Below are 24,991 nucleotides of genomic sequence, written 5' to 3' on the forward strand. Positions count from 1 at the left end.
CGCAGTACGCGGAGGGAGCCCGGGGCCGGTGCGTTCGGTATGGGCCGCGCCGCCGGCGGCGCGGACGGCATCGGGTGAGGGGCCTGCACACGAACACGGGCCCGCACCCGATGAGGAGGCCTGCAATGGTGAGGGGCCTGCCGCGTTCGGCAGGCCCCTCACCGGAAACCGTCGGCGTCGCCCCTGACAACGGGCAGCCGCCCCCCGCACGAGCGGAGGGCGGTTTCGGGCGGCGTGATAGCCGTCAGACCGGCAGCAGTAGCCCCGCCTCCCGGCCGAAGCCGTCCGTCACGACCTCTCGCACCACGGCGACCAGCACGGACAGTTGCTCCTCACCCTTGACCATCTCCATGTGGCGACCCGGCATCGGACGGATGTCCAGACCCATCGGGTAGAGCTCGCGCCAGTGCGTGATGTACCGCGCCTGCGGCACCTCGTCGCCGCTGCCTTCGCGCACAGTGTCGCTGACAAACAGCGTTGCCGGGGCCGCCGACCTCACGGGCCGGTAGGCGGCGAGCGAGCGCACCTCGGTCTCCAGCACCGAGTAGGGCAACCACTCGTCCAGCGTGATCGCGGCTTCCTCGATATTCATTTCCGGGGCCAGGCGCTTCATCTCCCCTTCGGTACACGCGCGCTGGACACCGGACTCGTCCTGACCCCGCTGCCACAAGGCGTTCACCCGGCGGTACACCTCTGCGTGCCGCTGGAACCGGTCCTGCTGGTCGTCGCCGGTCACCGCCGGCTCCAGCAGGAGAAGCGCGGCCACCGCCTGCGGGGCCCGCACCCCCATCGCGTGCGCGATCACGGCACCGGTCGACCACCCGAGGATCGTGCACGGGCCCTCCGGCTGCACCCGGCGGATCTCCCGCCAGTAGCGGTCCGCGATGGCCTCGAAGCCGAGGAGCGGCGACTCGCTCGCGTCCAGCCCCGGCGCCTGAATGCCGTACACGGTGAACGCCCCGGCCAGGCGCTGGGCGAGCGCCTTGTACGGATGCGTGCTCCCGCCGCCCGGGTGTACGCAGAACAGCCGGGGCAGAGTGGGGTCGGCTTCGGACGAGAGGAGTACGACCAGTCCGCCGGCGGCCCCGGTCTCCGGGGCGTCCAGCACGGCGGCCAGTTCGGCCACCGTGGGATGCCGCATGATCTGCTGAAGGGCGATCGGCAGACCCGCCTCCCGGACCCGGGAGGCCACGCGCACCGCGCTGATGGACTGCCCGCCGAGCTCGAAGAAGTTGTCGTGGATGCCGATGGTGTCGATGCCGAGGATGTCGGACCAGATGGTGGTGATGACGTGTTCGGTGTTGGTGCGGGGGGTGGTGTAGGTGGTGGCGAGGTCGGGGCGGTGCGTTCCGGGGGCGGGGAGGGCTTTGGTGTCGACTTTGCCGTTGGGGGTGAGGGGTAGCTGGTCCAGCGTCACGTAGGTGGCGGGGATCATGTAGTCGGGGAGCTGGTGTTGGAGGTGGGTGCGTAGTTCGTCGGAGTTCGGATTGCTTCCGGGGGTGGTGGTGATGTAGGCGGTGAGTCGTTTGTCGCCGGGGGTGTCTTCGCGGAGGGTGATGGTGGTGGTGTGGATGTGGGGGTGGGTGTTGAGGGCGTTTTCGATTTCGCCGAGTTCGATGCGGTAGCCGCGGAGTTTGATTTGGTTGTCGATGCGGCCGATGAATTCGAGGGTGCCGTCGGGGCGCCAGGTGAGGAGGTCGCCGGTGTGGTAGGTGCGGGGGTCGTTGGGGGTGTGGAGGGGGTTGGGGGTGAAGCGTTGGGTGGTGAGGTCGGTGCGGTTGTGGTAGTTGCGGGCGAGGCAGATGCCGCCGAGGAGGGCGTGTCCGGGGATGCCGATGGGTGCGGGTTGGTTGTGGTGGTCGAGGACGTAGGTGGTGGTGTTGGTGATGGGGCGGCCGAGGGTGGTGGTGTGGCCGTTGGGGTCGGGTGTGGTGGTGAGGCTCATGACGTTGGCGACGGAGCCTTCGGTGGCGCCGTATTCGTTGCTGATGGTGGTTGTGGTGGTGCTGGTGTCGAGGAGTTGGGCGGCGAGGGTGGGGGTGAGGTTTTCGCCGCCGGCGACGATGGTGGTGATGTGGTGGGTGGCGTTTTGGGTGTTGAGGTGGGTGGCGAGGATTTCGAGGTGGGAGGGGGTTGCTTTGAGGAAGCTGATCGGGGTGTTGGTGAGGATGAGGTCGATGGCGGCGTCGAAGGCGGTCTGATCGGGCTGGGTGTGGGGGATGGCGAGTTGGGTGCCTTGGATGAGGGGGAGGAAGAGGGCGGTGATGGTGAGGTCGAAGGTGACCGAGGAGTAGAGGATGGTGCCGATGCCGCCCGGTTCCTCGACGGGGTAGTTCTGGTCGCACCAGTGGAGGTAGTTGACGACGCCCCGGTGTTCCAGGGCCACACCTTTCGGCCTGCCCGTCGAGCCGGAGGTGTAGATGATGTAGGCGAGGTCGTCGGGTGTGGCGAGCGGGACGGGATTGTCTATGGGTGCGTCGGGCCATTCGGTGTCGACGAGAAGACGCGGGGTGCCGGTCGGAAGGCGGTCACTGTGCTGTGTACTGGTGATGATCAGGGGTGCGTCTGCGTCTTCGACCATGTAGGTGATGCGGTCGGTGGGGTAGTCCGGGTCGAGGGGTACGAATGCTGCCCCGGCCTTGAGGATGCCGAGGAGGGTGGCGATCAGTTCGGGGGAGCGGTCGAGGCAGACCGCGATCAGTGTGTCGGGGGTGATGCCCGTGGTGCGCAGGTGGTGGGCGAGCTGGTTGGCGCGGGCGTTGAGCTGGGCGTAGGTCCACTGCTCGGCGCCGTGGGTGACGGCGATGGAATCCGGGTCGGTAGTGACGCGGTCCTCGATGAGTGAGTGGATGGTCGCCGTGTCGGGGTAAGGGCCGGTGCTCCCGTTCCAGTCGACCAGGATCTCCTGCCGCTCCCGCGCCGTCAGCATGTTCAACTCGCCGATACGCCCTTCGGGAGCTGCTACGACGGACTCCAGCAGGGTCCGGAGGTGGCCGGCCATCCGCTCGATCGTCGCCGCGTCGAACCGGTTCCGGTCGTACACGAACCGGAACTCCAGGGCACGCCCCGCCGAAGCGACCAGCGTGAGCGGATAGCCCGTGCGCTCCACGCAGTTGACCAGGCGCCGGGTCAGCCCCTCGGGGAAGTCCGACGGCTTCTGGACCACCGGGTAGTTCTCGAAGACCAGGATGGACCGGAACAGCGGCTCCCCCCGGGGGATGCTGCTGTTCTTCTGTACATCGACCAGGTGGCAGTACTCCCACTGCCGCATCTCCAACTGCTCGTCCTGAAGATCCCGCAGCCAGTCCGAGACCCCCAGCTCACCCGTGAGCCGGCCTCGCACCGGAAGCGTGTTGATGAACAACCCCATCATCGAGTCCACGCCCGGCAGCGCGATCGAGCGGCCCGAGATGGTCGAGCCGAACAGTACCTCGTCGCGGCGGCTGTACCGGGAGAGCAGGATCGACCACAGCCCCTGCACCAGAGTGTTCATCGTGATCCGCTGGGACCTGGCGTAGTCGCGAGCCTGCGCGAACAGGTCGGGGGAGGCGTGCACCTCGAACTCCCCGACACCTGTGTCCCCGGTGTCCCGGTCCACGTGCAGGTCGGTCGGCTCGGTGATCCCCGCCAGATAGTTCGTCCAGAAGTCCGCCGAGGCATCGCCCCGTTGGGCATTGAGCCACTCGATGTAGCGACGGTACGGCACGGTCGGCGGCAGCGCGGCCGGTGTACCGTCGAGCAGCCTGCGGTAGAGGGCGAACAACTCCTTCTGGAGGATCTGCACGCTCCATCCGTCCAGCAGGATGTGGTGGAACGACCACACGACGAAGCGCCGTTCCTCCGCCGTCCGCAGCACAGTCACCCGCACCAGCGGCGCCCGGGAAAGGTCGAAGCCGCGCTCCCAGTCCTCCGCCAGGAAGGCATCCAGCCGCTGTTCCTGGTCGGGCAGGCCGCGCAGGTCCCGCACCGCGAACGGAACGGGGGCCTTGCGCTGCACCACCTGCACGGGTTCCGACACGCCCTCCCACACGAACGCGCTGCGCAGGATCGAGTGCCGGTCGACGAGTTGCTGCCACGCCTGTGCGAACAGCGCTTCGTCGAAGGCACCTTCGACCTCTTCCGTCATCTGCACCATGTACGGCCGGGTGTCGGACGTGTCCTCCAGTGAGTGGAAGAGCATCCCGAACTGCAGGGGCGAGAGCCCGTAGACGTCTTCCACGTTGTGCGTGCTCATATCGAGAACCTCTTCAGGATCGCGGCCATGTCGGTGTCACCGACGTCGGTGAGGGGGATGCCCGGGGTGGTCCGGGAGTCGGCGGGGCCTTCGGCGCTGCCGGCGATCAGCCCGCGCAGGTGGTTGATCATTCCGTCACCCAGTCGCTCGACGGTCTGCCGGTCGTGCAGCGCGGCCGAATAGCCGATGTACACCCCGAACGTGTCGCCCTCGACGGCCGCGGTCACGTCGAGGACGTTCCAGCGCATGCCGTCAGGGCTGATCGAGTGTCCCTTGGGCTCGTTCGCAGGGGCGTACTGCCCGATGCCCGGAAGGTCCCGGGCGAACTGTCCCAGGTAATTGAAGTTGACCTCAGGGACCGGCTGTTCGCCCAGAACGGACGCCACCTCGGGCGCCCCGAGGTAGCGCAGGATGCCGTAGCCGACGCCGTTGTTCGGGATCCGGCCCAACTGCTCCTTGACGGAGTCGAGCGAAGCGAGCGGTTCGGCGCCGGGCGCCAGCCGCAGCGCGACGGGGAACACGGACGTGAACCACCCGACGGTTCGCGACACGTCCACGTCGGGGAAGAGATCCTCGCGGCCGTGCCCCTCCAGACCGATCAGCGTCTCGTCGTCACCGGTCCAGTCTCTCAGCGCGTGGGCGAGAGCGGTGAGGAGCGCGTCGTTGATCCGCGTGTTGAAGGCGCGGGGCACGTCCCGCAGCAGGGCGCGCGTCTCCTCAGGGGTGAGGGCCACAGCGACGGTGGACGCCGAGCCCAGGTCGTTCCGTCCGTCCCGGTCGCGCGGAACCCGCCCGCCGGGCTTCGCCTCCGCCCAGTACGCGAACTCGGCATCTGCCGCGTCCGACGTCGCGAACCCGCGCAGCCGTTCCGCCCAGGCCCGGAAGGATGTCGTCTTCGCGGGGAGACGTGGTGCCCCGCCGACGGCGCGCTGCTCGTAGCAACTCCCCAGGTCCTCCAGGAGGATCCGCCAGGAGACCCCGTCGACCGCCAAGTGGTGTACGGCGATGAGCAACCGCTGCCCCCGCGCCGCTCCCAGCTCCAGCAGGGCGCACCGCATCAGCGGTCCCTTTGCCAGGTCGAGGCCCTGCTGCGTCTCCTCCGCGATACCGAGCGACACCGCGCCGAGGTCGCTGTCGGAGACATCGGACAGGTCATGGACGTCGAGGATTCCGGTGTCCACCGGCTCGTCCAGATACTGTCGCCAGCCGTCCTCACCGCTTTCGCACCGCAAACGCAAGGCGTCGTGATGCTCGATCAGGTCAGCGAGCGCCAGCCGGAGAACATCGGGGTCCAAAGCGTCGGTGGCCAGCAGCTCGGCCTGGTTGAAGTGGTCGAAGGCCGGCAGTTCCTTCTCGAAGAACCAGTGCTGGATCGGCGTCAGAGGCACGTCACCCACCACGCGGCCCTGCTCCGCGTCGACCGGAGTGGTCGCGCCGGCGTGGACCGCGATCTCGGCGATGGTCTGATGCTTGAAGATCAGGCGAGGGGTGAGGTGCAGGCCGAACTTCTTCGCCCTGGCGATCATCTGGATACTGATGATCGAGTCGCCGCCGAGCTCGAAGAAGTTGTCGTGGATACCGACGGTCTCGATACCGAGGATGTCGCCCCACACCGAAGCGAGGGTGCGTTCGGTGTTGGTGCGGGGGGTGGTGTAGGTGGTGGCGAGGTCGGGGCGGTGTGTTCCGGGGGCGGGGAGGGCTTTGGTGTCGACTTTGCCGTTGGGGGTGAGGGGTAGCTGGTCCAGCGTCACGTAGGTGGCGGGGATCATGTAGTTGGGGAGCTGGTGTTGGAGGTGGGTGCGTAGTTCGTGTGTGGTGGGGGTGGTGGCCCCGGGGGTGGTGGTGATGTAGGCGGTGAGTCGTTTGTCGCCGGGGGTGTCTTCGCGGAGGGTGATGGTGGTGGTGTGGATGTGGGGGTGGGTGTTGAGGGCGTTTTCGATTTCGCCGAGTTCGATGCGGTAGCCGCGGAGTTTGATTTGGTTGTCGATGCGGCCGATGAATTCGAGGGTGCCGTCGGGGCGCCAGGTGAGGAGGTCGCCGGTGTGGTAGGTGCGGGGGTCGTTGGGGGTGTGGAGGGGGTTGGGGGTGAAGCGTTGGGTGGTGAGGTCGGTGCGGTTGTGGTAGTTGCGGGCGAGGCAGATGCCGCCGAGGAGGGCGTGTCCGGGGATGCCGATGGGTGCGGGTTGGTTGTGGTGGTCGAGGACGTAGGTGGTGGTGTTGGTGATGGGGCGGCCGAGGGTGGTGGTGTGGCCGTTGGGGTCGGGTGTGGTGGTGAGGCTCATGACGTTGGCGACGGAGCCTTCGGTGGCGCCGTATTCGTTGCTGATGGTGGTTGTGGTGGTGCTGGTGTCGAGGAGTTGGGCGGCGAGGGTGGGGGTGAGGTTTTCGCCGCCGGCGACGATGGTGGTGATGTGGTGGGTGGCGTTTTGGGTGTTGAGGTGGGTGGCGAGGATTTCGAGGTGGGAGGGGGTTGCTTTGAGGAAGCTGATCGGGGTGTTGGTGAGGATGAGGTCGATGGCGGCGTCGAAGGCGGTCTGATCGGGCTGGGTGTGGGGGATGGCGAGTTGGGTGCCTTGGATGAGGGGGAGGAAGAGGGCGGTGATGGTGAGGTCGAAGGTGACCGAGGAGTAGAGGATGGTGCCGATGCCGCCCGGTTCCTCGACGGGGTAGTTCTGGTCGCACCAGTGGAGGTAGTTGACGACGCCCCGGTGTTCCAGGGCCACACCTTTCGGCCTGCCCGTCGAGCCGGAGGTGTAGATGATGTAGGCGAGGTCGTCGGGTGTGGCGAGCGGGACGGGATTGTCTATGGGTGCGTCGGGCCATTCGGTGTCGACGAGAAGACGCGGGGTGCCGGTCGGAAGGCGGTCACTGTGCTGTGTACTGGTGATGATCAGGGGTGCGTCTGCGTCTTCGACCATGTAGGTGATGCGGTCGGTGGGGTAGTCCGGGTCGAGGGGTACGAATGCTGCCCCGGCCTTGAGGATGCCGAGGAGGGTGGCGATCAGTTCGGGGGAGCGGTCGAGGCAGACCGCGATCAGTGTGTCGGGGGTGATGCCCGTGGTGCGCAGGTGGTGGGCGAGCTGGTTGGCGCGGGCGTTGAGCTGGGCGTAGGTCCACTGCTCGGCGCCGTGGGTGACGGCGATGGAATCCGGGTCGGTAGTGACGCGGTCCTCGATGAGTGAGTGGATGGTCGCCGTGTCGGGGTAAGGGCCGGTGCTCCCGTTCCAGTCGACCAGGATCTCCTGCCGCTCCCGCGCCGTCAGCATGTTCAACTCGGACAACCGTGCTTCAGGGGCAGCTGCCACAGAGGCGGCGAGTGTGGCCAGATGGCCGGCCATCCGCTCGATCCTCGCCCGATCGAACAGATCCGTCCGATACTCCAGCGCCGCCAGCACCTCACCGTCCGACTCCGCCGCCGTCAGCTGAAGGTCGAACTTCGCGTCCTGGCCGCCCACCCCGACCTGCTCGACTTCGAGGTCGGGCAGGCTCCATGCGTCCCCGTCCGGAGTGTTCTGGAAAACGAACAAGGTCTGGAAGAGCGGGTTGCGGGACAGGTCGCGGTTCGGGGCCAGTTCGTCGACGAGCCGCTCGAAGGGCAGGTCCTGGTGGTCGTACGCGCCCAGGGCCGTGTCCTTGACGCGGTCGATCAGCTCGCCGAAGGTCGGGTCACCGGACAGGTCGGTCCGCATCACCAGTGTGTTGACGAAGAAGCCGATGAGGTCTTCGGTCTCGGCGCGGTTGCGGCCCGCGATGGGGGTGCCCACCGCGATGTCGTCCTGGCGGCCGTAGCGGGCCAGCACGATCTGGAACAGGGACAGCAGCGCCATGAACAGGCTCGCACCCTGCCGTCCCGCCGTCGACCGCAGCTGCTCCGCCACCTCGGCCGGCAGGGTGAAGTGCACACTGTCTCCCGCGGCGCCCTCGCGCTCGGTAGGACGCCCGTGGTCCGTGGGCAGTTCCAGCACCGGAACGCCGGTCAGGCGCTCCCGCCAGTACGCCAACTGCTCGTCCAGGAAGTCGCCGGTGAGCTGTTCCCGCTGCCAGACGGCGAAGTCCGCGTACTGCACCGTGAGTACCGGGAGTGCCACCTCGCGCCCGGCCAGGGCCGCCGCGTAGTGTTCACGCAGCTCGCGCGCCAGGATGCCGGAGGACCAGCCGTCCGACACGATGTGGTGCAGCGTGATCAAGAGGTACTGGTCGTCCTCCGCGACTCGCACCAGGTCCACGCGCAGCAGCCGTCCTCCGTCCAGCTCGAACGGGCGACGCGCCTCCGCTCCCATGATCTCCTGTGCGGTGCGCTCCCTGTCCTCAAGGGCGGCGACGGTCCGGACATCGTGCACTACCGGGGTGACCGACCACGGCGCGTCCACGATCTGCGAAGGGCGACCGGAATCGTCGGTGACGAACCGGGTCCGCAGGATCTCGTGCCGGGCCACCAGAGCCGTGAACGCTGCACCCAAGGCGCCGACGTTCAGCTCACCCCGGATGCGCAGGCCGAAGGGCACCAGGTACTCGGCGCTTTCAGGCGTCAACTGATCGAGGAACCAGAGCCGTTGCTGGGCGAAGGACAACGGCAGAGAGCCTTCGGTACGGTCGACCGGTACGAGCGGCGCCTCATCGGCCGTTGCCAGCTCGCGCATGGCCGCGGCCAGAGTCGCCGGGGTGGGTGAGGTGAAGAGAGTGCGCACCGGCACGTCGATGCCGAGCTGCTGCCGCAGCCGGGACGTCACCCGTATCGCGAGCAGCGAATGCCCGCCGAGCTCGAAGAAGTTGTCGTGGATGCCGATGGTGTCGATGCCGAGGATGTCGGACCAGATGGTGGTGATGACGTGTTCGGTGTTGGTGCGGGGGGTGGTGTAGGTGGTGGCGAGGTCGGGGCGGTGTGTTCCGGGGGCGGGGAGGGCTTTGGTGTCGACTTTGCCGTTGGGGGTGAGGGGTAGCTGGTCCAGCGTCACGTAGGTGGCGGGGATCATGTAGTCGGGGAGCTGGTGTTGGAGGTGGGTGCGTAGTTCGTCGGAGTTCGGATTGCTTCCGGGGGTGGTGGTGATGTAGGCGGTGAGTCGTTTGTCGCCGGGGGTGTCTTCGCGGAGGGTGATGGTGGTGGTGTGGATGTGGGGGTGGGTGTTGAGGGCGTTTTCGATTTCGCCGAGTTCGATGCGGTAGCCGCGGAGTTTGATTTGGTTGTCGATGCGGCCGATGAATTCGAGGGTGCCGTCGGGGCGCCAGGTGAGGAGGTCGCCGGTGTGGTAGGTGCGGGGGTCGTTGGGGGTGTGGAGGGGGTTGGGGGTGAAGCGTTGGGTGGTGAGGTCGGTGCGGTTGTGGTAGTTGCGGGCGAGGCAGATGCCGCCGAGGAGGGCGTGTCCGGGGATGCCGATGGGTGCGGGTTGGTTGTGGTGGTCGAGGACGTAGGTGGTGGTGTTGGTGATGGGGCGGCCGAGGGTGGTGGTGTGGCCGTTGGGGTCGGGTGTGGTGGTGAGGCTCATGACGTTGGCGACGGAGCCTTCGGTGGCGCCGTATTCGTTGCTGATGGTGGTTGTGGTGGTGCTGGTGTCGAGGAGTTGGGCGGCGAGGGTGGGGGTGAGGTTTTCGCCGCCGGCGACGATGGTGGTGATGTGGTGGGTGGCGTTTTGGGTGTTGAGGTGGGTGGCGAGGATTTCGAGGTGGGAGGGGGTTGCTTTGAGGAAGCTGATCGGGGTGTTGGTGAGGATGAGGTCGATGGCGGCGTCGAAGGCGGTCTGATCGGGCTGGGTGTGGGGGATGGCGAGTTGGGTGCCTTGGATGAGGGGGAGGAAGAGGGCGGTGATGGTGAGGTCGAAGGTGACCGAGGAGTAGAGGATGGTGCCGATGCCGCCCGGTTCCTCGACGGGGTAGTTCTGGTCGCACCAGTGGAGGTAGTTGACGACGCCCCGGTGTTCCAGGGCCACACCTTTCGGCCTGCCCGTCGAGCCGGAGGTGTAGATGATGTAGGCGAGGTCGTCGGGTGTGGCGAGCGGGACGGGATTGTCTATGGGTGCGTCGGGCCATTCGGTGTCGACGAGAAGACGCGGGGTGCCGGTCGGAAGGCGGTCACTGTGCTGTGTACTGGTGATGATCAGGGGTGCGTCTGCGTCTTCGACCATGTAGGTGATGCGGTCGGTGGGGTAGTCCGGGTCGAGGGGTACGAATGCTGCCCCGGCCTTGAGGATGCCGAGGAGGGTGGCGATCAGTTCGGGGGAGCGGTCGAGGCAGACCGCGATCAGTGTGTCGGGGGTGATGCCCGTGGTGCGCAGGTGGTGGGCGAGCTGGTTGGCGCGGGCGTTGAGCTGGGCGTAGGTCCACTGCTCGGCGCCGTGGGTGACGGCGATGGAATCCGGGTCGGTAGTGACGCGGTCCTCGATGAGTGAGTGGATGGTCGCCGTGTCGGGGTAAGGGCCGGTGCTCCCGTTCCAGTCGACCAGGATCTCCTGCCGCTCCCGCGCCGTCAGCATGTTCAACTCGGACAACCGTGCGTCAGGGGCAGCTGCCACAGAGGCGGCGAGTGTGGCCAGATGGCCGGCCATCCGCTCGATCCTCGCCCGATCGAACAGATCCGTCCGATACTCCAACACAGCTCGGAGGCCGTCCGACGACTCGACAACGGTCAGCGTCAGGTCGAACTTGGCCACACCCCGCTCGATCTCGACCGGCTCGACGTCCACGCCCGCCAGCTGCCATGCCTCGCCGTCCGCGCTCCCCGGCGCCTGAAGGACGAACATGGTCTGGAACAACGGGTTGCGCGACAGATCCCGTTCCGGCGCCAGCTCCTCCACCAGCCGCTCGAACGGCAGGTCCTGGTGGTCGAAAGCCCCCAGGGCCGTGTCCTTGACGCGGTCGATCAGCTCGCCGAAGGTCGGGTCACCGGACAGGTCGGTCCGCATCACCAATGTGTTGACGAAGAAGCCGACGACATCCTCGATCTCGGCCCGGTTGCGGCCCGCGATCGGGGTTCCCACCGCGATGTCGTCCTGGCGGCAATAGCGTGCCAACACGACCTGGAACAACGACAGCAGCGCCATGAACAGGCTCGCACCCTGCCGTCCCGCCGCCTCCCGCAACCGCTCCGCGACCTCGGCCGCTACCTCGAAGGTGACCACGTCGCCGGCGCCACTCGCGTGCGCCGGGCGCTGACGGTCCGTGGGCAGCTCCAACGGTGTGGAACGGGCGAGGCGCTCGCGCCAGTACCCGAGCTGCCGCTCCAGCGCCGGCCCCGTGAGCTGGTCGCGCTGCCAGACGGCGAAGTCCGCATACTGCACCGGAAGGTCCGGGAGCGACGCTTCGCGCCCCCCGGCCAGGGCCGCCGCGTACAGCTCACGGAGTTCGCGCGCCAGGATGCCGGAGGACCAGCCGTCCGACACGATGTGATGTGCCGTCAGGAGCAGGTAGTGGTTGTCATCGGCAAGGCGTACGACGTCCGTCCGCAGCGGCCGGCCCGTCGTGAGGTCGAAGGGGCGCTTCGCTTCGCTGCGCAGCACCTCACGGGCTCGTTCTTCGGCGTCCGCGTCTCCCTCGCCCCGCAGGTCGTGCACCGAAACGTCGACCGGCCAGGGCGCGTTGACCTCCTGGTGCGGCGTGCCGTCGTCGCCCGCTGTGAAGGCCGTCCGCAGCACCTCGTGCCGGGCCACCAGGCCGGACAGCGCCGTCTCCAGTGCGGTGACGTCGAGTAGGCCGCGTACCCGCAGCGCCGTGGGCACGAGGTAGTCGGCGCTCTCGGGGGTCAGGCGGTCCAGGAACCAGAGCCGCTGCTGTGCGAACGACAGCGGAAGTGGTCCGGCGGCGTCCTTGTCGGCACGTACGATCCGGTCCGCGTCCGCGTGCCGTCGCATACGGGACAGTAGCCGTGCCTCGATCGAGTTCTCGCCCATGATGATGTCTGTCCTCTGCTCTTCGGGTGGGCAACGGGTCTCTGCGCGGGGACAACGGGTCTCTGCGGGTGGGCAGGGGGCCGCTGAATTCAGGACGCCTGTTCCTGTGTGTCGAACAATTCGATGAGCTGTTCTTTGACACCGGTGACCGTCGGCGCCTGGAACAGGCGGCGCAGACCGATACGGACCCCGGTCACCGCCTCGATGCGATTGACGAGCTGGATGGCGAGGAGGGAATGCCCTCCGATGTCGAAGAAGCGGTCGTGGATTCCGACCTTTTCGCGTCCGAGCACGCCGGCCATGATGTCGGCGATCTCCGCCTCGATGTCGTCCCGGGGCGCCACGAATTCCGCCGTGGTGTCGGCCTCGTCGGGGGCCGGCAGCGCAGAGTGGTCGACCTTGCCGTTCCGGTTGAGTGGGAGTTCGGGCAGTTCCACGAACGCGGACGGCATCATGGCCCGGGGCAGTCGCTCGGCCGCCCATGCCCGCAGCGCCTCGGCGTCCGTGTCCGCCGTACTGTCCGGCGCGGGTACGTGATAGGCGACGAGCCGTTTGTCGCCCGGGGCGTCCTCGCGGACGGTCACCGCGCACACCCCGACCGCGTCATGGGCGAGCAAGGCCGCCTCGATCTCGCCGAGTTCGACCCGTACGCCGCGCAGCTTCACCTGCCGGTCGATGCGTCCGAGCAGGTCGAGTTCGCCATCGGGGGTGAAGCGGCCGACGTCACCGGTGCGGTACATCCGGCCGCCGGTGAACGGGTCCGGCACGAAGCGTTCCGCGGTGAGTTCGGGCCGCTCGTGGTAGCCGCGCCCCACGCTGTCTCCGCCGAGATACACCTCGCCCAGCACTCCCGCGGGTACGGGCCGGCGGTCCGGGTCGAGGACGTACACGGTCTGGTTCACCATGGGCCGCCCCGCGAGGACCGGACCCTGGGGGTCGGTGCGCGAGGCCCGCCAGTACGTGGTGTCGACGGAGACCTCCGTCGCCCCGTACAGGTTGATCAGGTCGCCGGGGAAACGGTCGAGGAAGCGGGCCACCAAGGTCGGCTGAAGGGGTTCGCCGCTCGCGAAGGCGTAACGCAGGTGCGCGCAGTCTTCGGGCTCCGCCTGTGAGACGAACAGGTCCAGCAGGCTCGGCACGAAGTGCAGGCCGACCACCCGGTGGGCCCCCATCAGGCGTGACACCTCGGCCATGTCCAGCCGGTCGGAGCCGGGTACGAGGACGACCGTCGCCCCCTGCCACAGCGGCCAGAAGATCTCGTACGCCGACACGTCGAAGGACAGGGGCGTCGCCTGAAGGAAGCCCTCGCCCGGCGCGAGCGGGAACGCGTCCTGCATTCCGGCCAGGTAGTTGACCACCCCTCGGTGCTCGATGCGGACGCCCTTCGGCCGCCCGGTCGAGCCGCTGGTGTAGATCAGGTAGGACAAGTCGCCGGGTCCTGCGACGGGCTCGGGTGCGGTGACCGGGAGGGTGTCCGGCAGGTCCGAGGCGCGGTCGACGGCCAGCAGGACCAGGCCCTCGGCCAGCAGGCCGGCGTGTGCGGTGTCGGTCACGACCAGTGGTGCACCGGAGTCCTCCACCAGGTAGGCCAGACGTTCCGCCGGATGTTCAGGGTCGAGCGGAACATAGGCCGCACCGGCCTTGAGGATGCCGAGCAGCGTCCACACCAGGGCGGGGGAGCGCTCCAGGCAGACGCCCACCGGGACGTCCGGTCCGATCCCCGGCTCGGCGCGCAGCCGGTGGGCCAACTGATTCGCCCGCTCGTCGAGTTCGCGGTAGGTCAGCTCTTCCGTGCCGCACACGACGGCGACGGCGTCCGGGGTGAGCGCCGCGCGCGCCTCGAACAGCTGATGCAGGGTGGCCGCGACGGGGATGGGCGCCGAGGTGGCGTTCCACTCGGTCACGATCCGGCGGCGCTCGTCCGTACCCAGCATCTCCAGCTCGGACAGCGCGCTGCGTGGACGCGCCGTCGCCGCGTCCAGCAGGTTGGTGAAGTGGTCCACGAGGCGCCGCGCGGTGGCCTCGGTGAAGAGGTCACCGGCGTAGACGACGGCGCCGTCCAGAGTACCGTCGGCCGCCTCGGCGAGGTACATCGACAGGTCGAACTTCGCGTCGCGGACAGGGGACTCCATGGGCTCCGCCGTCAGACCGGGCAGGCTCCACGCGTCCGCTCCGGGCGTGTTCTGGAGCGCGAACAGAGTCTGGAACAGCGGATTGCGGGACAGGTCACGGTCGGGAGCCAGCTCTTCGACGAGGCGCTCGAAGGGCAGGTCCTGGTGGTCGTACGCGCCCAGTGCCGTGTCCTTGACGCGGGCCAGCAGCTCGGTGAACGCCGGATCGCCGGAGAGGTCGGTGCGCAGGACGAGAGTGTTGACGAAGAAGCCGATCAGGTCTTCGGTCTCGGCCCTGTTGCGGCCGGCGATGGGGGTACCCACCGCGACGTCCCGTTGTCCGCTGTAGCGGGCCAGCAGCAGTTGGAACACCGACAGCAGGGTCATGAACAGGCTCGCGCCGCCGTCGGCGGCCACCGCCCTGGCACGTGCGGCGACGTCGGCGGGCACCGAGAACCGGACGACCTCACCCTTGCCGGTGCGCTGCGCGGGACGGGCATGGTCCGTCGGCAGCTCCAGCGGCTCCAGGTCCGCCAAACAAGCACGCCAGTAACTGAGCTGGCGTTCCAGCGGTTCGCCGGTCAGCCAGCCGCGCTGCCACAGCGCGTAGTCGGCGTACTGCACCGGCAGCGGCGCCGGGACCGGTCCCTTCTCCAGGGCCGCCGCGTACAGCGCGGACAACTCACGTACCAGCACGCCCACTGACCAGCCGTCGAAGGCGATGTGATGCACGGTGATCGCCAGGACCGCTTCCTCGTCGGCCAGTCGTACCAGCACCGCGCGCAGCATCGGGACGGTGCTGAGGTCCACCGGGCGCAGGGCGTCCTCGGTCACGACCGCCGCACAGGCGTCGTCCCGGGCCTGGGCGTCGGCGACGGCGCGCAGATCCCGTATCAGCACCGTCACCGGCCCCTCGGGGGAGATCGACTGGACCGGGGAGCCCGCTTCGTCCGTGCCGAACCGGGTGCGCAGGACCTCGTGGCGGGCAACCAGCGCGGTGAAGGCGGAGTTGAGGGCGTCCACATCGACCAGTCCGTGGACGCGGAAGGCGAACGGCAGCAGATATTCGGCCCTGTCCGGCTCCAACTGGTCGAGGAACCAGAGGCGTTGCTGAGCGAAGCTCAGCGGCAGCGGGGCACCGTCGCGCGGTACGGCGGGGATGCGGGAGATCCCGACGTCATCGAGGTCCGCCACCGCGGCGGCCAGCAGCGCCGGGGTCGGCGCGCTGAACAGGGTCCGTACGGGGACGTCCACGCCCAGCCGCCGGCGCAACCGCGACACGACCCGCGTCGCCAGCAGCGAGTGGCCGCCCAGCGCGAAGAAGTCGTCGTCCACGCCGACCGTGTCGACGCCGAGCACCTCTGCCCAGACCTCGGCCACCGTCCGCTCGGTCCCGGTGCGCGGGGCCGTGTACGCGGCGCCCAGCTCGGACCGGTCGGAGGCGGGCGCGGGCAGTGCGCGGCGGTCCGTCTTGCCGTTCGGGGTGAGCGGGATGCGGTCCAGGGGCACGAACGCGGCGGGGATCATGTAGTCCGGCAGTTCGCGCCGGAGGTGGGCGCGCAGCGCGCCCGTCTCGACGGGCGGGTCCGCGACGACGTATGCCACCAGCCGCGGGTCGCCCGGTATGTCCTCGCGCAGCAGAGCGGTGGCGAGCGTGACCGATGGGTGGGTGAGCAGCGCCGCCTCGATCTCACCGGGCTCGATGCGGTAGCCGCGCAGCTTGATCTGGTTGTCGCCCCGGCCGATGAACTCCAGATGCCCGTCGGGGTGCCACTTCGCGAGGTCGCCGGTGCGGTACACGCGCCGTGGCGTGCCGTCCAGCGTGACGACCGTGAACTTCTCGGCGGTCAGCTCGGGCCTGCCCAGATACCCTCGGGCCAGGCCGGGGCAGCTGATCCACATCTCACCCGGGACGCCTACCGGGACCGGCCGGCCGTGGCGGTCCACCACGAAGACCTTCGCGTTGGCGACCGGGCGCCCGATCGGCACGTGCTCGCCTGGCCCGGTGATCCGCGCCGTCGCCGCCTCCTGCGCCGCCTCCGTCGGCCCGTAACCGTTGACCAGCGGCACCGAGGTGTGGCGGAACCACTGGCGTACCTGTTCCCGTGGGAGCGCCTCGCCGCCGAGCCGCACCAGCCGCAGCTCCGGGCCGAGGGAATCCGGCCCGTCGAGCTGGGCGGCGAGCGCACCGAACGCCGACGGGGTCAGCCAGGCCACCGTCACCTTGTTGGTGCGCAGCGCCTGCCCGAGCATCCCCGGGTCCCACGCGTCGTCGCGCAGTACCAGGGAAGCACCTGAGACGAGAGGCGCGAACAATTGCCCCACCGAGGAGTCGAAGGAGATCGACGCGAACTGCAGTACCCGGTCCTCGCAGGTGAGGTCGAGCTGCCGCCGGGTCTCCCGCATCCGTGCGCGCAGGGCGCCGTGGGTGATCTGGACGCCCTTCGGGCGGCCTGTCGAACCGCTCGTGTAGATCACGTACGCCAGATCGTCCGGCTTCGCCCCGGGCGCGGAACCGTCACCCGGGCGGACGGGCGGATCCGACGGCCAGGAGTCCTCCAGCAGCAGGAGCGGCGTAGCGGCGGGCAGCCGCTCGGCGTGCGAGGACCGGGTGACGATCAGCGGGGCCCCGCTGTCCTCGACCATGTAGGCGAGCCGTTCGGTCGGATACGTCGGGTCCAACGGCACGTACGCGGCACCTGATTTGAGAATTCCGAGCAGCGCGCTCACCATGTCGGTGCCCCGGTCGAGGCAGACGGCGACCAGTGTCCCGGGACCGGCTCCGCGCTCGCGCAGCAGGGCGGCGATCCACTCGGCCCGCTCGTCCAGCTCGCGGTAGGTCAGATGATCCGAGCCGCAGGTGACAGCGGGGGAGTTCGGGCGTTCGGCGGCCCGGTCCTCGAAGAGCCGGTGCACGGTGACGGCGTCGGGGGCGTCGGTGTCCGCTCCGTTCCATGCGGTGAGTATTTGCCGCCGCTCCGAGGCAGTCAGCATCTCCAGGGCGGACAGCCGGGCGGTGGGAGCGTGAGCGGCCGCACCGAGCAGGGTCTCGAAGTGTCCGGCGAGCCGTACCATCGTGGCTTCGTCGAAGAGGTCGGTGGAGTAGACGATGGTGCCGTCCAGACCGCCGTCGTCGGCCTCCGTCGCGTAGAACGTGAAGTCGAACTTCGACTCCTGTGCGGCCACGTCCAGCTGGCGGACGCTGAGGCCGGGCAGCTCCCAGGATTGGTTGTCGGGTGTGTTCTGGAGGACGAACATGGTCTGGAACAATGGGTTCCGGGAGAGGTCCCGCTGTGGCGCCAGTTCCTCCACCAGCCGCTCGAAAGGCAGATCCTGGTGGTCGTAGGCACCGAGTGCGGTGTCCTTGACGCGGTCGATGAGTTCGGTGAACGTCGGGTCGCCCGACAGATCGGTACGCATGACCAGCGTATTCACGAAGAAGCCGACCATGTCCTCGATCTCGGCCCGGTTGCGGCCCGCGATAGGAGTGCCCACCGCGATGTCCTCCTGGCCGCTGTAGCGCGACAGCACGACCTGGAACACGGCGAGCAGCGTCATGAACAGGCTCGCGCCCGTGTCGTGCGCCAGTCTGCGGGCGCCGTCGGCGGTCGCGGCGGGGATGCTGAAGGTGAGCATCGCCCCGTTGCCACTGCGCCGCGCCGGGCGCCTGCGGTCGGTGGGCAGCTCCAGCGGTGCGGTGCCCGCCAGCATGTCACGCCAGTAGCCGAGTTGCGCGGACAGCTCATCACCGGTGAGCCATGCGCGCTGCCAGACCGCGAAATCGGCGTACTGCAGAGGAGGTTCGAGCAGATCAGTGGCGATGCCCGTGACCCGCGCCGTGTACAGCGTGGTGAGCTCCCGCGAGATCACCCCCATTGACCATCCGTCGAAAGCTATGTGATGGATCGTCAGTGAGAGGAGGTGATCCGCCTCGTCCAGCCGGATCAGCAAGGCGCGGACCATCGGACCGATGGCGAGATCCACCGGCCGGAAGCCCTCGGTGTCCACGAGCGCGATGGCGGCCTCTTCCCGGGCACCGGCATCCGCGACGGACCGCAGGTCGTGTACGGCCAGCGGCAGCGGCCGGGGCACGTCGATGATCTGACCGGGGGTGCCGTCCCCGTCGGTGACGAAACGGGTCCGCAACACCTCGTGCCGCGCCACCAGCTCCGACAGCGACGCCTCCAGCGCCGGCACGTCCAGCGGACCGCTGATGCGCAGCCCCATGGGGATGAGATATTCGGCGCGGCCCGGCTCCAGCTGATCCAGGAACCAGAGGCGGCGCTGCGCGAACGACAGCGGCAGAGGCCGCCCGTCACGGGCGGCGGCGGGGATTGCGGCCGTGACGTCGGGATCGGACGGTGAGGCCAGGGCATCCGCGCCCTCGTCCATGTCCTCGTCGATGGACTCGAACAGCCGACGGGTCCGTCGCATGGCCTCATCGGCGAGGGACGATGCCACGGTCCGTACGGTCAAAGGCCCCTTTGCCGAAGGGGCCTGGAATTCCGAGCCGAACTCCATCGCCACCCGGCGGGCCATTTCCGCCGCCTGCTCCCCGGTGCCCCCCAGCAGGAAGAAGTCGGACTCCGCCGCCTTCACCTCGGTGCCGAGAACGGACCGCCACACGTCGGCGATTCGGGCCTCGGCCGGCGAGAACTCACGCCCCGCTTCCCGGCCGGGTGCCGGCGCCGGCGGCACCATCGGATTCGTAGTCATGCGTCCACCAGTTCCTCGTCGTCGACCCGTAACGGAAGGCCCTCGGATGCTCAGCCGAATTCGATGCTCGCAGAGCGATCTTGACGAGATAACTGGTTACTTCTGCCCGCAGAACGTGGCCACTTCTGCCCGTACGCGCGGCGGCCGGGGCGGGGTGCCCCGGCCGCCGCACTCGTGCCACGCCGTTCCCGCGCCGGCTCAGGCCGTGGCCGTGACCGGGGGCTCCTCCGGCGACACGGTCTGGTCCGCCGCGCTCGCAGGGCCCGCCCCGCTGCTGTCTTCCGCAGCGTCGGTGGTGGCGCGTTCGGATGCCGTCCGCTTGCGCATTCCGGTCCATTCCCTGCTCATGCCAGGCACACCGATGGCGACCAGGTACAGCCCGCCCACGATCCACAGCGCCGTCGACGTGCTGGTCGCGGTCACCAGCCCCGCCCCCAGCAGTCCGCCGAACGGGATTCCCGCCCAGGTGACCGCCTGCGCCAGTGTCTTGACCCGGCCCAGCAGCGGTGTCGGGATCAGTTCGTACGTCACCGCACCCACGATCGGGTTGACGAAGCCGGACCCCAGGCCACCCACCGCGAGCACCGTCAGCACCAGCCACAGTGGTGCCCCCATCGCCATGGCGGCGAACCGGGGCAGGCCGCCCAGGGAGAAGCCGATCAGATAGACGGTGCGCCGTGGCAGTCGCTCGGCCACCCCGGCGGCCACCAGCGCGGCGATGATCGACGTCGCGGCGAAGACACTCACCACCAGGCCGATGGCCTCCGCGCCGTTCCCCGACTCCTTCGCCCACACCGGCAACAGCACCGACATGAATGCCTGGTCGAGGAGATTTGTCACCGCCAGCATGCCCACGATGGACCGCAGCAGCTTCGCGTCCCGCAGGAAGGTGGCACCCTGGCGCAGTTGAGAGAGGTAGCCGCCGCTCTCCTCGATCGGGGTCTCGTGCGGCTCGGGCACCGGGTCGGTGAGGGTCGTCGAGACGATCAGCGCCGACACCGCGAACAGCGCGGCGGTGATCCACAGCGCGTACAGGCTGCCGAACGCGGTGACGACCACGCCCGCGAGGGCCGGCCCGACGGTCGTCGCGGTCCGCTCGACAGCGGCCGAAAGACCGGTGCCCCGCTCGATGGGTACGCGGGCGGCGCGGGTGGCCGACGGCACGAAGAGCCCCTTGGCGCCGTTGGCCGGCCCGTCGGCCGCGCCGACGACCGCGAGCAGGGCCAGCAGCAGGCCGAAGGGCAGGCCGCCCGTCAGGTAGAGCAGCGGGGCGGTGGCCATCGCGGCAGTGGACAGGAGGTCGCCCGCCACACTGATCCGCTTGGGGCCGATACGGTCGATGAGCGGGCCTGCCAGCGCCTGCGAGATCACGTACGGGACGATCTGGCAGAAGGCCACCAGACCGGTCTTGCCCACGCTGCCCGTGGTCGTCAGAACGAACCAGGGCAGGGCGATCGACAACACCCGGTTGGCCGACAGGGCCGCCGCGTTGGCCGACAGCATGCCGATCAGGCCGCGCAGGACCCTGGGGCCCGTGTCCGGCGCCGATATCCGTGAGCCGTTGTCCGCCGCCGTCCCGGCGGCTGTGTGCTGAGTGGCCATCGCTCTACTCCATGTCGGTGGGCTGGGTGACGCGCCGGTCCTCGCTGGTCGGGAACAACTGGAACTGGAAGGTGACCCGTGCCGCGTCCTGCGGCGCCTGCGCGTCGGCGGCCGCGGCGGCGGACGTACGCCGGCGGAGCAGGGCGTGGATCTCCGCCGTCAACTCCTTGGCGTCGGCGGGGGTGAGGGCAAGCGCGTAGTCACCGAAGTCCTGCGCGTCGCGCCACTCGGGGGTGAGTGAAGGGGTCGCCTCGATCGCGGCCGTCAGGGCGTCGGACCAGACCCGGCCGAGGGCCTGGAGGTAGGCGATGCCGAGTCCCTCGCTGCCGTCCAGCGCCTCGTTGTCGGGCGCGACGGTATTCGCATGCGCCGCCTGCCACCAGCGCTCACGCCGCCCGCCCGGTGAGGGTGCCTCCGTGATGAAGCCGTACTCCGCGAGCTGGCGCAGGTGGTAGCTGGTCGCCCCGGTGTTCAGATTCAGCCGGCGAGCCACCGTGGTGGCCGTGGCCGGACCCTCTGTCCGCAGGCTGGTGAGGATCTGAACCCGTAGTGGGTGGGCGATGCCGCGCAGGTTACGGGCGGTCAGATGTACCTGGGAGGGCTGCTGCGGTAGTTCCATGAGGTTCAAGCTAGACCACAAAGGAGTCTGTGCATAGAAAGTTGTGCACAGAAGTCTGTGCAATATTTCGGCGCGTAGTGTCTTACAACTCCTACAGTGCTGCTGGGGAGTTGGTTCTCAGCCGACGAGGCGGGCCGTACGTGTGCCCTTCCGGCATGTGTCCGTGTTGGAGCGCGTCGCAATGGGCGGCCCGCCGGCGGCCCCGCGTCTGCGGGACGGCACGGCAACGGAAGCAGGCGTCACCGTTGCTCCGCCGTGAGGCCGCGCGTGGCGACCTGCCGCTTGGCCGTTGCACCGGCAAGGGCGCCCCGAACGGCCATCTTGCCTGTTCAGGCGCCCCTTTTCCGGTGTCTGGAAGAAGTCCAGCTTCTTCGGCGAGTACGAGACGAGCAGGTTCTTCGTCTGCTGGTGGTGCATGGGGCACTGCCTTGCCGGCCAGCCGAAAACGTGGCCTCTGAGTTGTGTGGATCGGCGAAGGCCCGTGAGTGGCCCGGACCTTGATCCGCTGGCAACGAGTGGCTGTCGCGCTGGAGGTCGAAGTCAACTCCTACATCGACGAGTTGGCAGGTGATTGCGACGCCAAGGGGCATCGCCTGGTAGTCCGCAACGGCTACCACCAGCCCAGGAGGGTCACCATCGCAGCCGGCGTGGTCGAGGTGAAGGCGCCGCGGGTGAACGACAAGCGCGTCGACGAGGCCACGGGCGAGCGCAAGCGGTTCTCCGCGATCTCGCCGCCATGGTGCCGCAAGCCACCGAAGATCAGCGAGGTGCTGCCACTTCTCTACCTGCACGGTCTGTCCTCCGGCGACTTCGTGCCCGCACTCGAGCAGTTCCTCGGCTCCTCTGCCGGGCTCTTCCCGGCGACGTACCCGGCTGACCCAGCAGTGGCACCACACCGCCTTCATGGACCGCAACCTCGCGGAGGTCGACTACGTGTACGTGTGGGCCGACGGCATCCACCTCAACGTCCGCCTGGAAGAGGCCAAAGCCTGCGTCCTGGTCCTGGTCGGGGTGCGTGCCGACGGTTCCAAGGAGCCCTCAAGGACGGCTACCGAGAGTTCGGCGAGTCGTGGGCCGACCTGCTGCGTGACTGCGCCCGCCAGAGCATGCACGCCCCATCCTCGCGGTCGGTGACGGCGCCCTGGGCTTCTGGAAGGCCCTCGCGGAGGTGAAGCCGACGAGATGCTCCGGCAGCGACCCGCCATCATGGCCATGAGTATCCCCGGCACCGGCCACGACAAGGGAGCGAAGGCATGGCAGTGGCAAGCCGCACCGAAGGACGGGTTCCATGTACTTCGGCACACCTATGCCTCGCTCATGCTGGAAGCAGGAGAGTCCGTGGTGACCCTGGCGCGGAGGCTCGGGCACTCCTCGCCCGCGATCACACTCGGTTACTATGCTCACTTCATGCCGGAGGCGGGCAGCAAGGGGCGCGGCGCCATCGACGGGGCCCTTGGGGAGCGGGGAGGCCGGCAGGCCAATCGAAACCCCCCAGATTCTCCCCAGCATCGTTGACCACGACTTCTTGCCCTGCGCCCCCGAAGTAGTGACCATGGATTGCAAGGCTGAAGAGATGGGTGGCCTGGGAAAGTGTTGGATGAGGTTGTAGCGACCCGCTATGTCACGCCCCTGCGTGAGGGCGGCTCGCTCCCCGGGATCGTCGAGGCCGACGATCTCGGCACCTATGTCATGAAATTCACCGGCGCCGGACAGGGACGCAAGACGCTGGTCGCGGAGGTCATCTGCGGGCAGCTCGGCCGCCGGCTCGGGCTGCGCGTCCCCGACCTCGTACAGATCCAGCTCGACCCGGTCATCGGGCTCGCCGAGCCCGATCAGGAGGTCCAGGAGCTCCTGAAGGCCAGCGGCGGGCTCAACCTCGGGATGGACTTCCTGCCCGGCTCGATCGGCTTCGACTCGCTGGCCTACCAGGTGGACTCCCGGGAGGCCGGGCGCGTCGTCTGGTTCGACGCGCTGATCAACAACGTCGACCGGTCCTGGCGCAATCCGAACATGCTCGTCTGGCACGGCGACCTGTGGCTCATCGACCACGGCGCCACCATGATCTGGCACCACAACTGGCCGGGCGCCCAGGCGTCCGCCGCCAAGCCGTACAACGCCTCCGACCACGCGCTCGCTCCGTTCGCGCCCGACATCGCGGCGGCCGCAGCCGAGCTCGCCCCGCTGGTCACCGAGGAGCTGCTCACCGAGGTCGCCGCCGACGTCCCCGACGAGTGGCTGGTGGACGAGCCGGGCTTCGACAGCACCGACGAGCTGCGCCGCGCCTATGTGGCGGCGCTGCTGCCGCGCGCCGCGACCATCCACGAGCGGATCACGATGGAGGGCCCCACCGCGCCCAAGCCGTCCCAGGCCCCCGGCTGGCTCACCGAACACCTCACCCCCTGGCCGCACCCCACCAAGAAGAACGACAAGGACGGCCGGCCGTGAGCGAGCGCGATGTCTTCGAGTACGCACTGCTGCGCGTGGTGCCGCGGGTGCAGCGCGGCGAGTTCTTCAATGCCGGCGTGGTCGTCTACTGCCGTGCGCGGAGCTTCGTGGCTGCCCGCACCCATCTCGACGAGACCAAGCTGAGGGTCCTGGACCCGACCGCCGATGTGATCGGTGTGCGGGCCGCCCTGCATGCCGTCGAGGGAGTGTGCCGCGGCGGCACGGACGCGGGCCAGGCGGCCCGTGATGACGCGGGCCGCCGCTTTCGGTGGCTGATCGCGCCGCGCTCCACCGTAGTCCAGCCGAGCCCCGTGCACAGCGGCCTCACGGCCGACCCGGAGGCCGAGGTCGAACGGCTGCTCGACCTGCTGGTGCGCTGATCCACCGCCCGGCGCCGCCGCCCGCCACCACCGTGCGGGCGGCGCCGCCGGGTGTGACATGCGCCCCGGCGGCCGTGGGCCGTTGACACCGGGTGCCAGGGCTTCTAGCGTCTCGTCTGCTGAAGGTACTAAGCGGTTGCTCAGCTATCGGGAAGGTTCCGTGCACGAGGTTCCGTGCCGGGGGTGCCCCGACGTCCGCTGAGCGGCGATCCAAGGGCGAGGAGAACCAAGCATGTCCACCACCGAGCAGCGCGTCGCCGTCGTGACCGGAGCGGCGCGGGGCATTGGCGCCGCCACCGCGGTACGGCTGGCGGCCGAGGGCCGCGCCGTCGCCGTACTCGACCTCGACGAGGCGGCCTGCAAGGACACCGTCGAGAAGATCACCGCCGCCGGTGGCACCGCCCTCGCGGTCGGCTGCGATGTGTCGGACAGCGCCCAGGTGGAAGCCGCGGTCGCGCGGGTCGCCGCCGAGCTCGGCGCCCCGACGATCCTCGTCAACAACGCGGGCGTGCTCCGCGACAACCTGCTCTTCAAGATGACCGAGTCCGACTGGGACACCGTGATGAACGTGCACCTCAAGGGCGCGTTCCTGATGGCCAAGGCCGTTCAGAAGCACATGGTGGACGCCAAGTTCGGCCGGATCGTCTCGCTCTCCTCCTCCTCGGCGCTCGGCAACCGCGGCCAGGCCAACTACGCCGCCGTCAAGGCCGGTCTCCAGGGCTTCACCAAGACCCTGGCCAAGGAGCTCGGCAAGTTCGGCATCACGGCCAACGCCGTCGCCCCCGGCTTCATCGTCACCGAGATGACCGCCCAGACCGCGGCCCGGGTCGGTATGGGCTTCGAGGAGTTCCAGGCCGCCGCCGCCACCCAGATCCCGGTCCAGCGCGTCGGCCGTCCCGAGGACATCGCCAACGCCATCGCCTTCTTCACGGGCGACGACGCCGGCTTCGTCTCCGGTCAGGTCATGTACGTCGCCGGCGGACCGCTCAACTGACCCGAAGGGC

Annotated in this window: 8 protein-coding genes and 1 pseudogene; 4 read left to right on the forward strand and 5 right to left on the reverse strand. The window is 68.9% G+C overall.

Going from position 1 to position 24,991, the window contains the following annotated elements; all coding sequences use genetic code 11:
* Positions 1 to 244 precede the first annotated feature (244 nt).
* The 5 genes from OHA19_RS34260 to OHA19_RS34280 form a co-directional block, all read right to left on the reverse strand.
* Complete coding sequence (locus OHA19_RS34260; protein ID WP_405710249.1) at positions 245 to 4,234, reverse strand: amino acid adenylation domain-containing protein; 3,990 nt, start codon at positions 4,232 to 4,234, stop codon at positions 245 to 247.
* Positions 4,231 to 12,114, reverse strand: coding sequence for an amino acid adenylation domain-containing protein (locus tag OHA19_RS34265; protein WP_405752751.1), 7,884 nt, complete (start codon positions 12,112 to 12,114; stop codon positions 4,231 to 4,233). The genes OHA19_RS34260 and OHA19_RS34265 overlap by 4 nt, the downstream gene beginning before the upstream one ends.
* Positions 12,115 to 12,203: 89 nt before the next feature.
* Positions 12,204 to 18,941, reverse strand: a complete 6,738-nt coding sequence (locus OHA19_RS34270) for an amino acid adenylation domain-containing protein (protein WP_405752754.1) — start codon at positions 18,939 to 18,941, stop codon at positions 12,204 to 12,206.
* Positions 18,942 to 19,139: 198 nt separating this feature from the next.
* Positions 19,140 to 20,543 carry an MFS transporter gene (locus tag OHA19_RS34275; protein ID WP_405710241.1) on the reverse strand — a complete coding sequence of 468 codons (1,404 nt, stop codon included), beginning with the start codon at positions 20,541 to 20,543 and terminating at the stop codon, positions 19,140 to 19,142.
* Positions 20,544 to 20,547: 4 nt separating this feature from the next.
* Positions 20,548 to 21,162 carry a helix-turn-helix domain-containing protein gene (locus OHA19_RS34280; protein WP_405710239.1) on the reverse strand — a complete coding sequence of 205 codons (615 nt, stop codon included), beginning with the start codon at positions 21,160 to 21,162 and terminating at the stop codon, positions 20,548 to 20,550.
* Positions 21,163 to 21,647: 485 nt separating this feature from the next.
* On the opposite strand from OHA19_RS34280, the pseudogene OHA19_RS34285 reads away from it, so the two are divergent.
* The 4 genes and pseudogenes from OHA19_RS34285 to fabG form a co-directional block, all read left to right on the forward strand.
* Positions 21,648 to 22,620, forward strand: a pseudogene (locus tag OHA19_RS34285) (transposase); the annotation flags it as partial.
* A gap of 132 nt (positions 22,621 to 22,752) precedes the next feature.
* Positions 22,753 to 23,607, forward strand: a complete 855-nt coding sequence (locus tag OHA19_RS34290) for a HipA family kinase (RefSeq protein WP_405752756.1) — start codon at positions 22,753 to 22,755, stop codon at positions 23,605 to 23,607.
* Positions 23,604 to 23,987: a DUF3037 domain-containing protein gene (locus OHA19_RS34295; RefSeq protein ID WP_405710233.1), complete on the forward strand. Its 384-nt coding sequence runs from the start codon at positions 23,604 to 23,606 to the stop codon at positions 23,985 to 23,987. Before OHA19_RS34290 ends, OHA19_RS34295 begins: the two co-directional genes overlap by 4 nt.
* 232 nt (positions 23,988 to 24,219) lie before the next feature.
* Positions 24,220 to 24,981, forward strand: coding sequence for a 3-oxoacyl-ACP reductase FabG (fabG, locus tag OHA19_RS34300; protein WP_405710231.1), 762 nt, complete (start codon positions 24,220 to 24,222; stop codon positions 24,979 to 24,981).
* The last annotated feature ends 10 nt before the right edge of the window (positions 24,982 to 24,991 follow it).

The sequence above is a fragment of the Streptomyces sp. NBC_00012 genome (assembly GCF_045040875.1).
GTDB lineage: Bacteria > Actinomycetota > Actinomycetes > Streptomycetales > Streptomycetaceae > Streptomyces.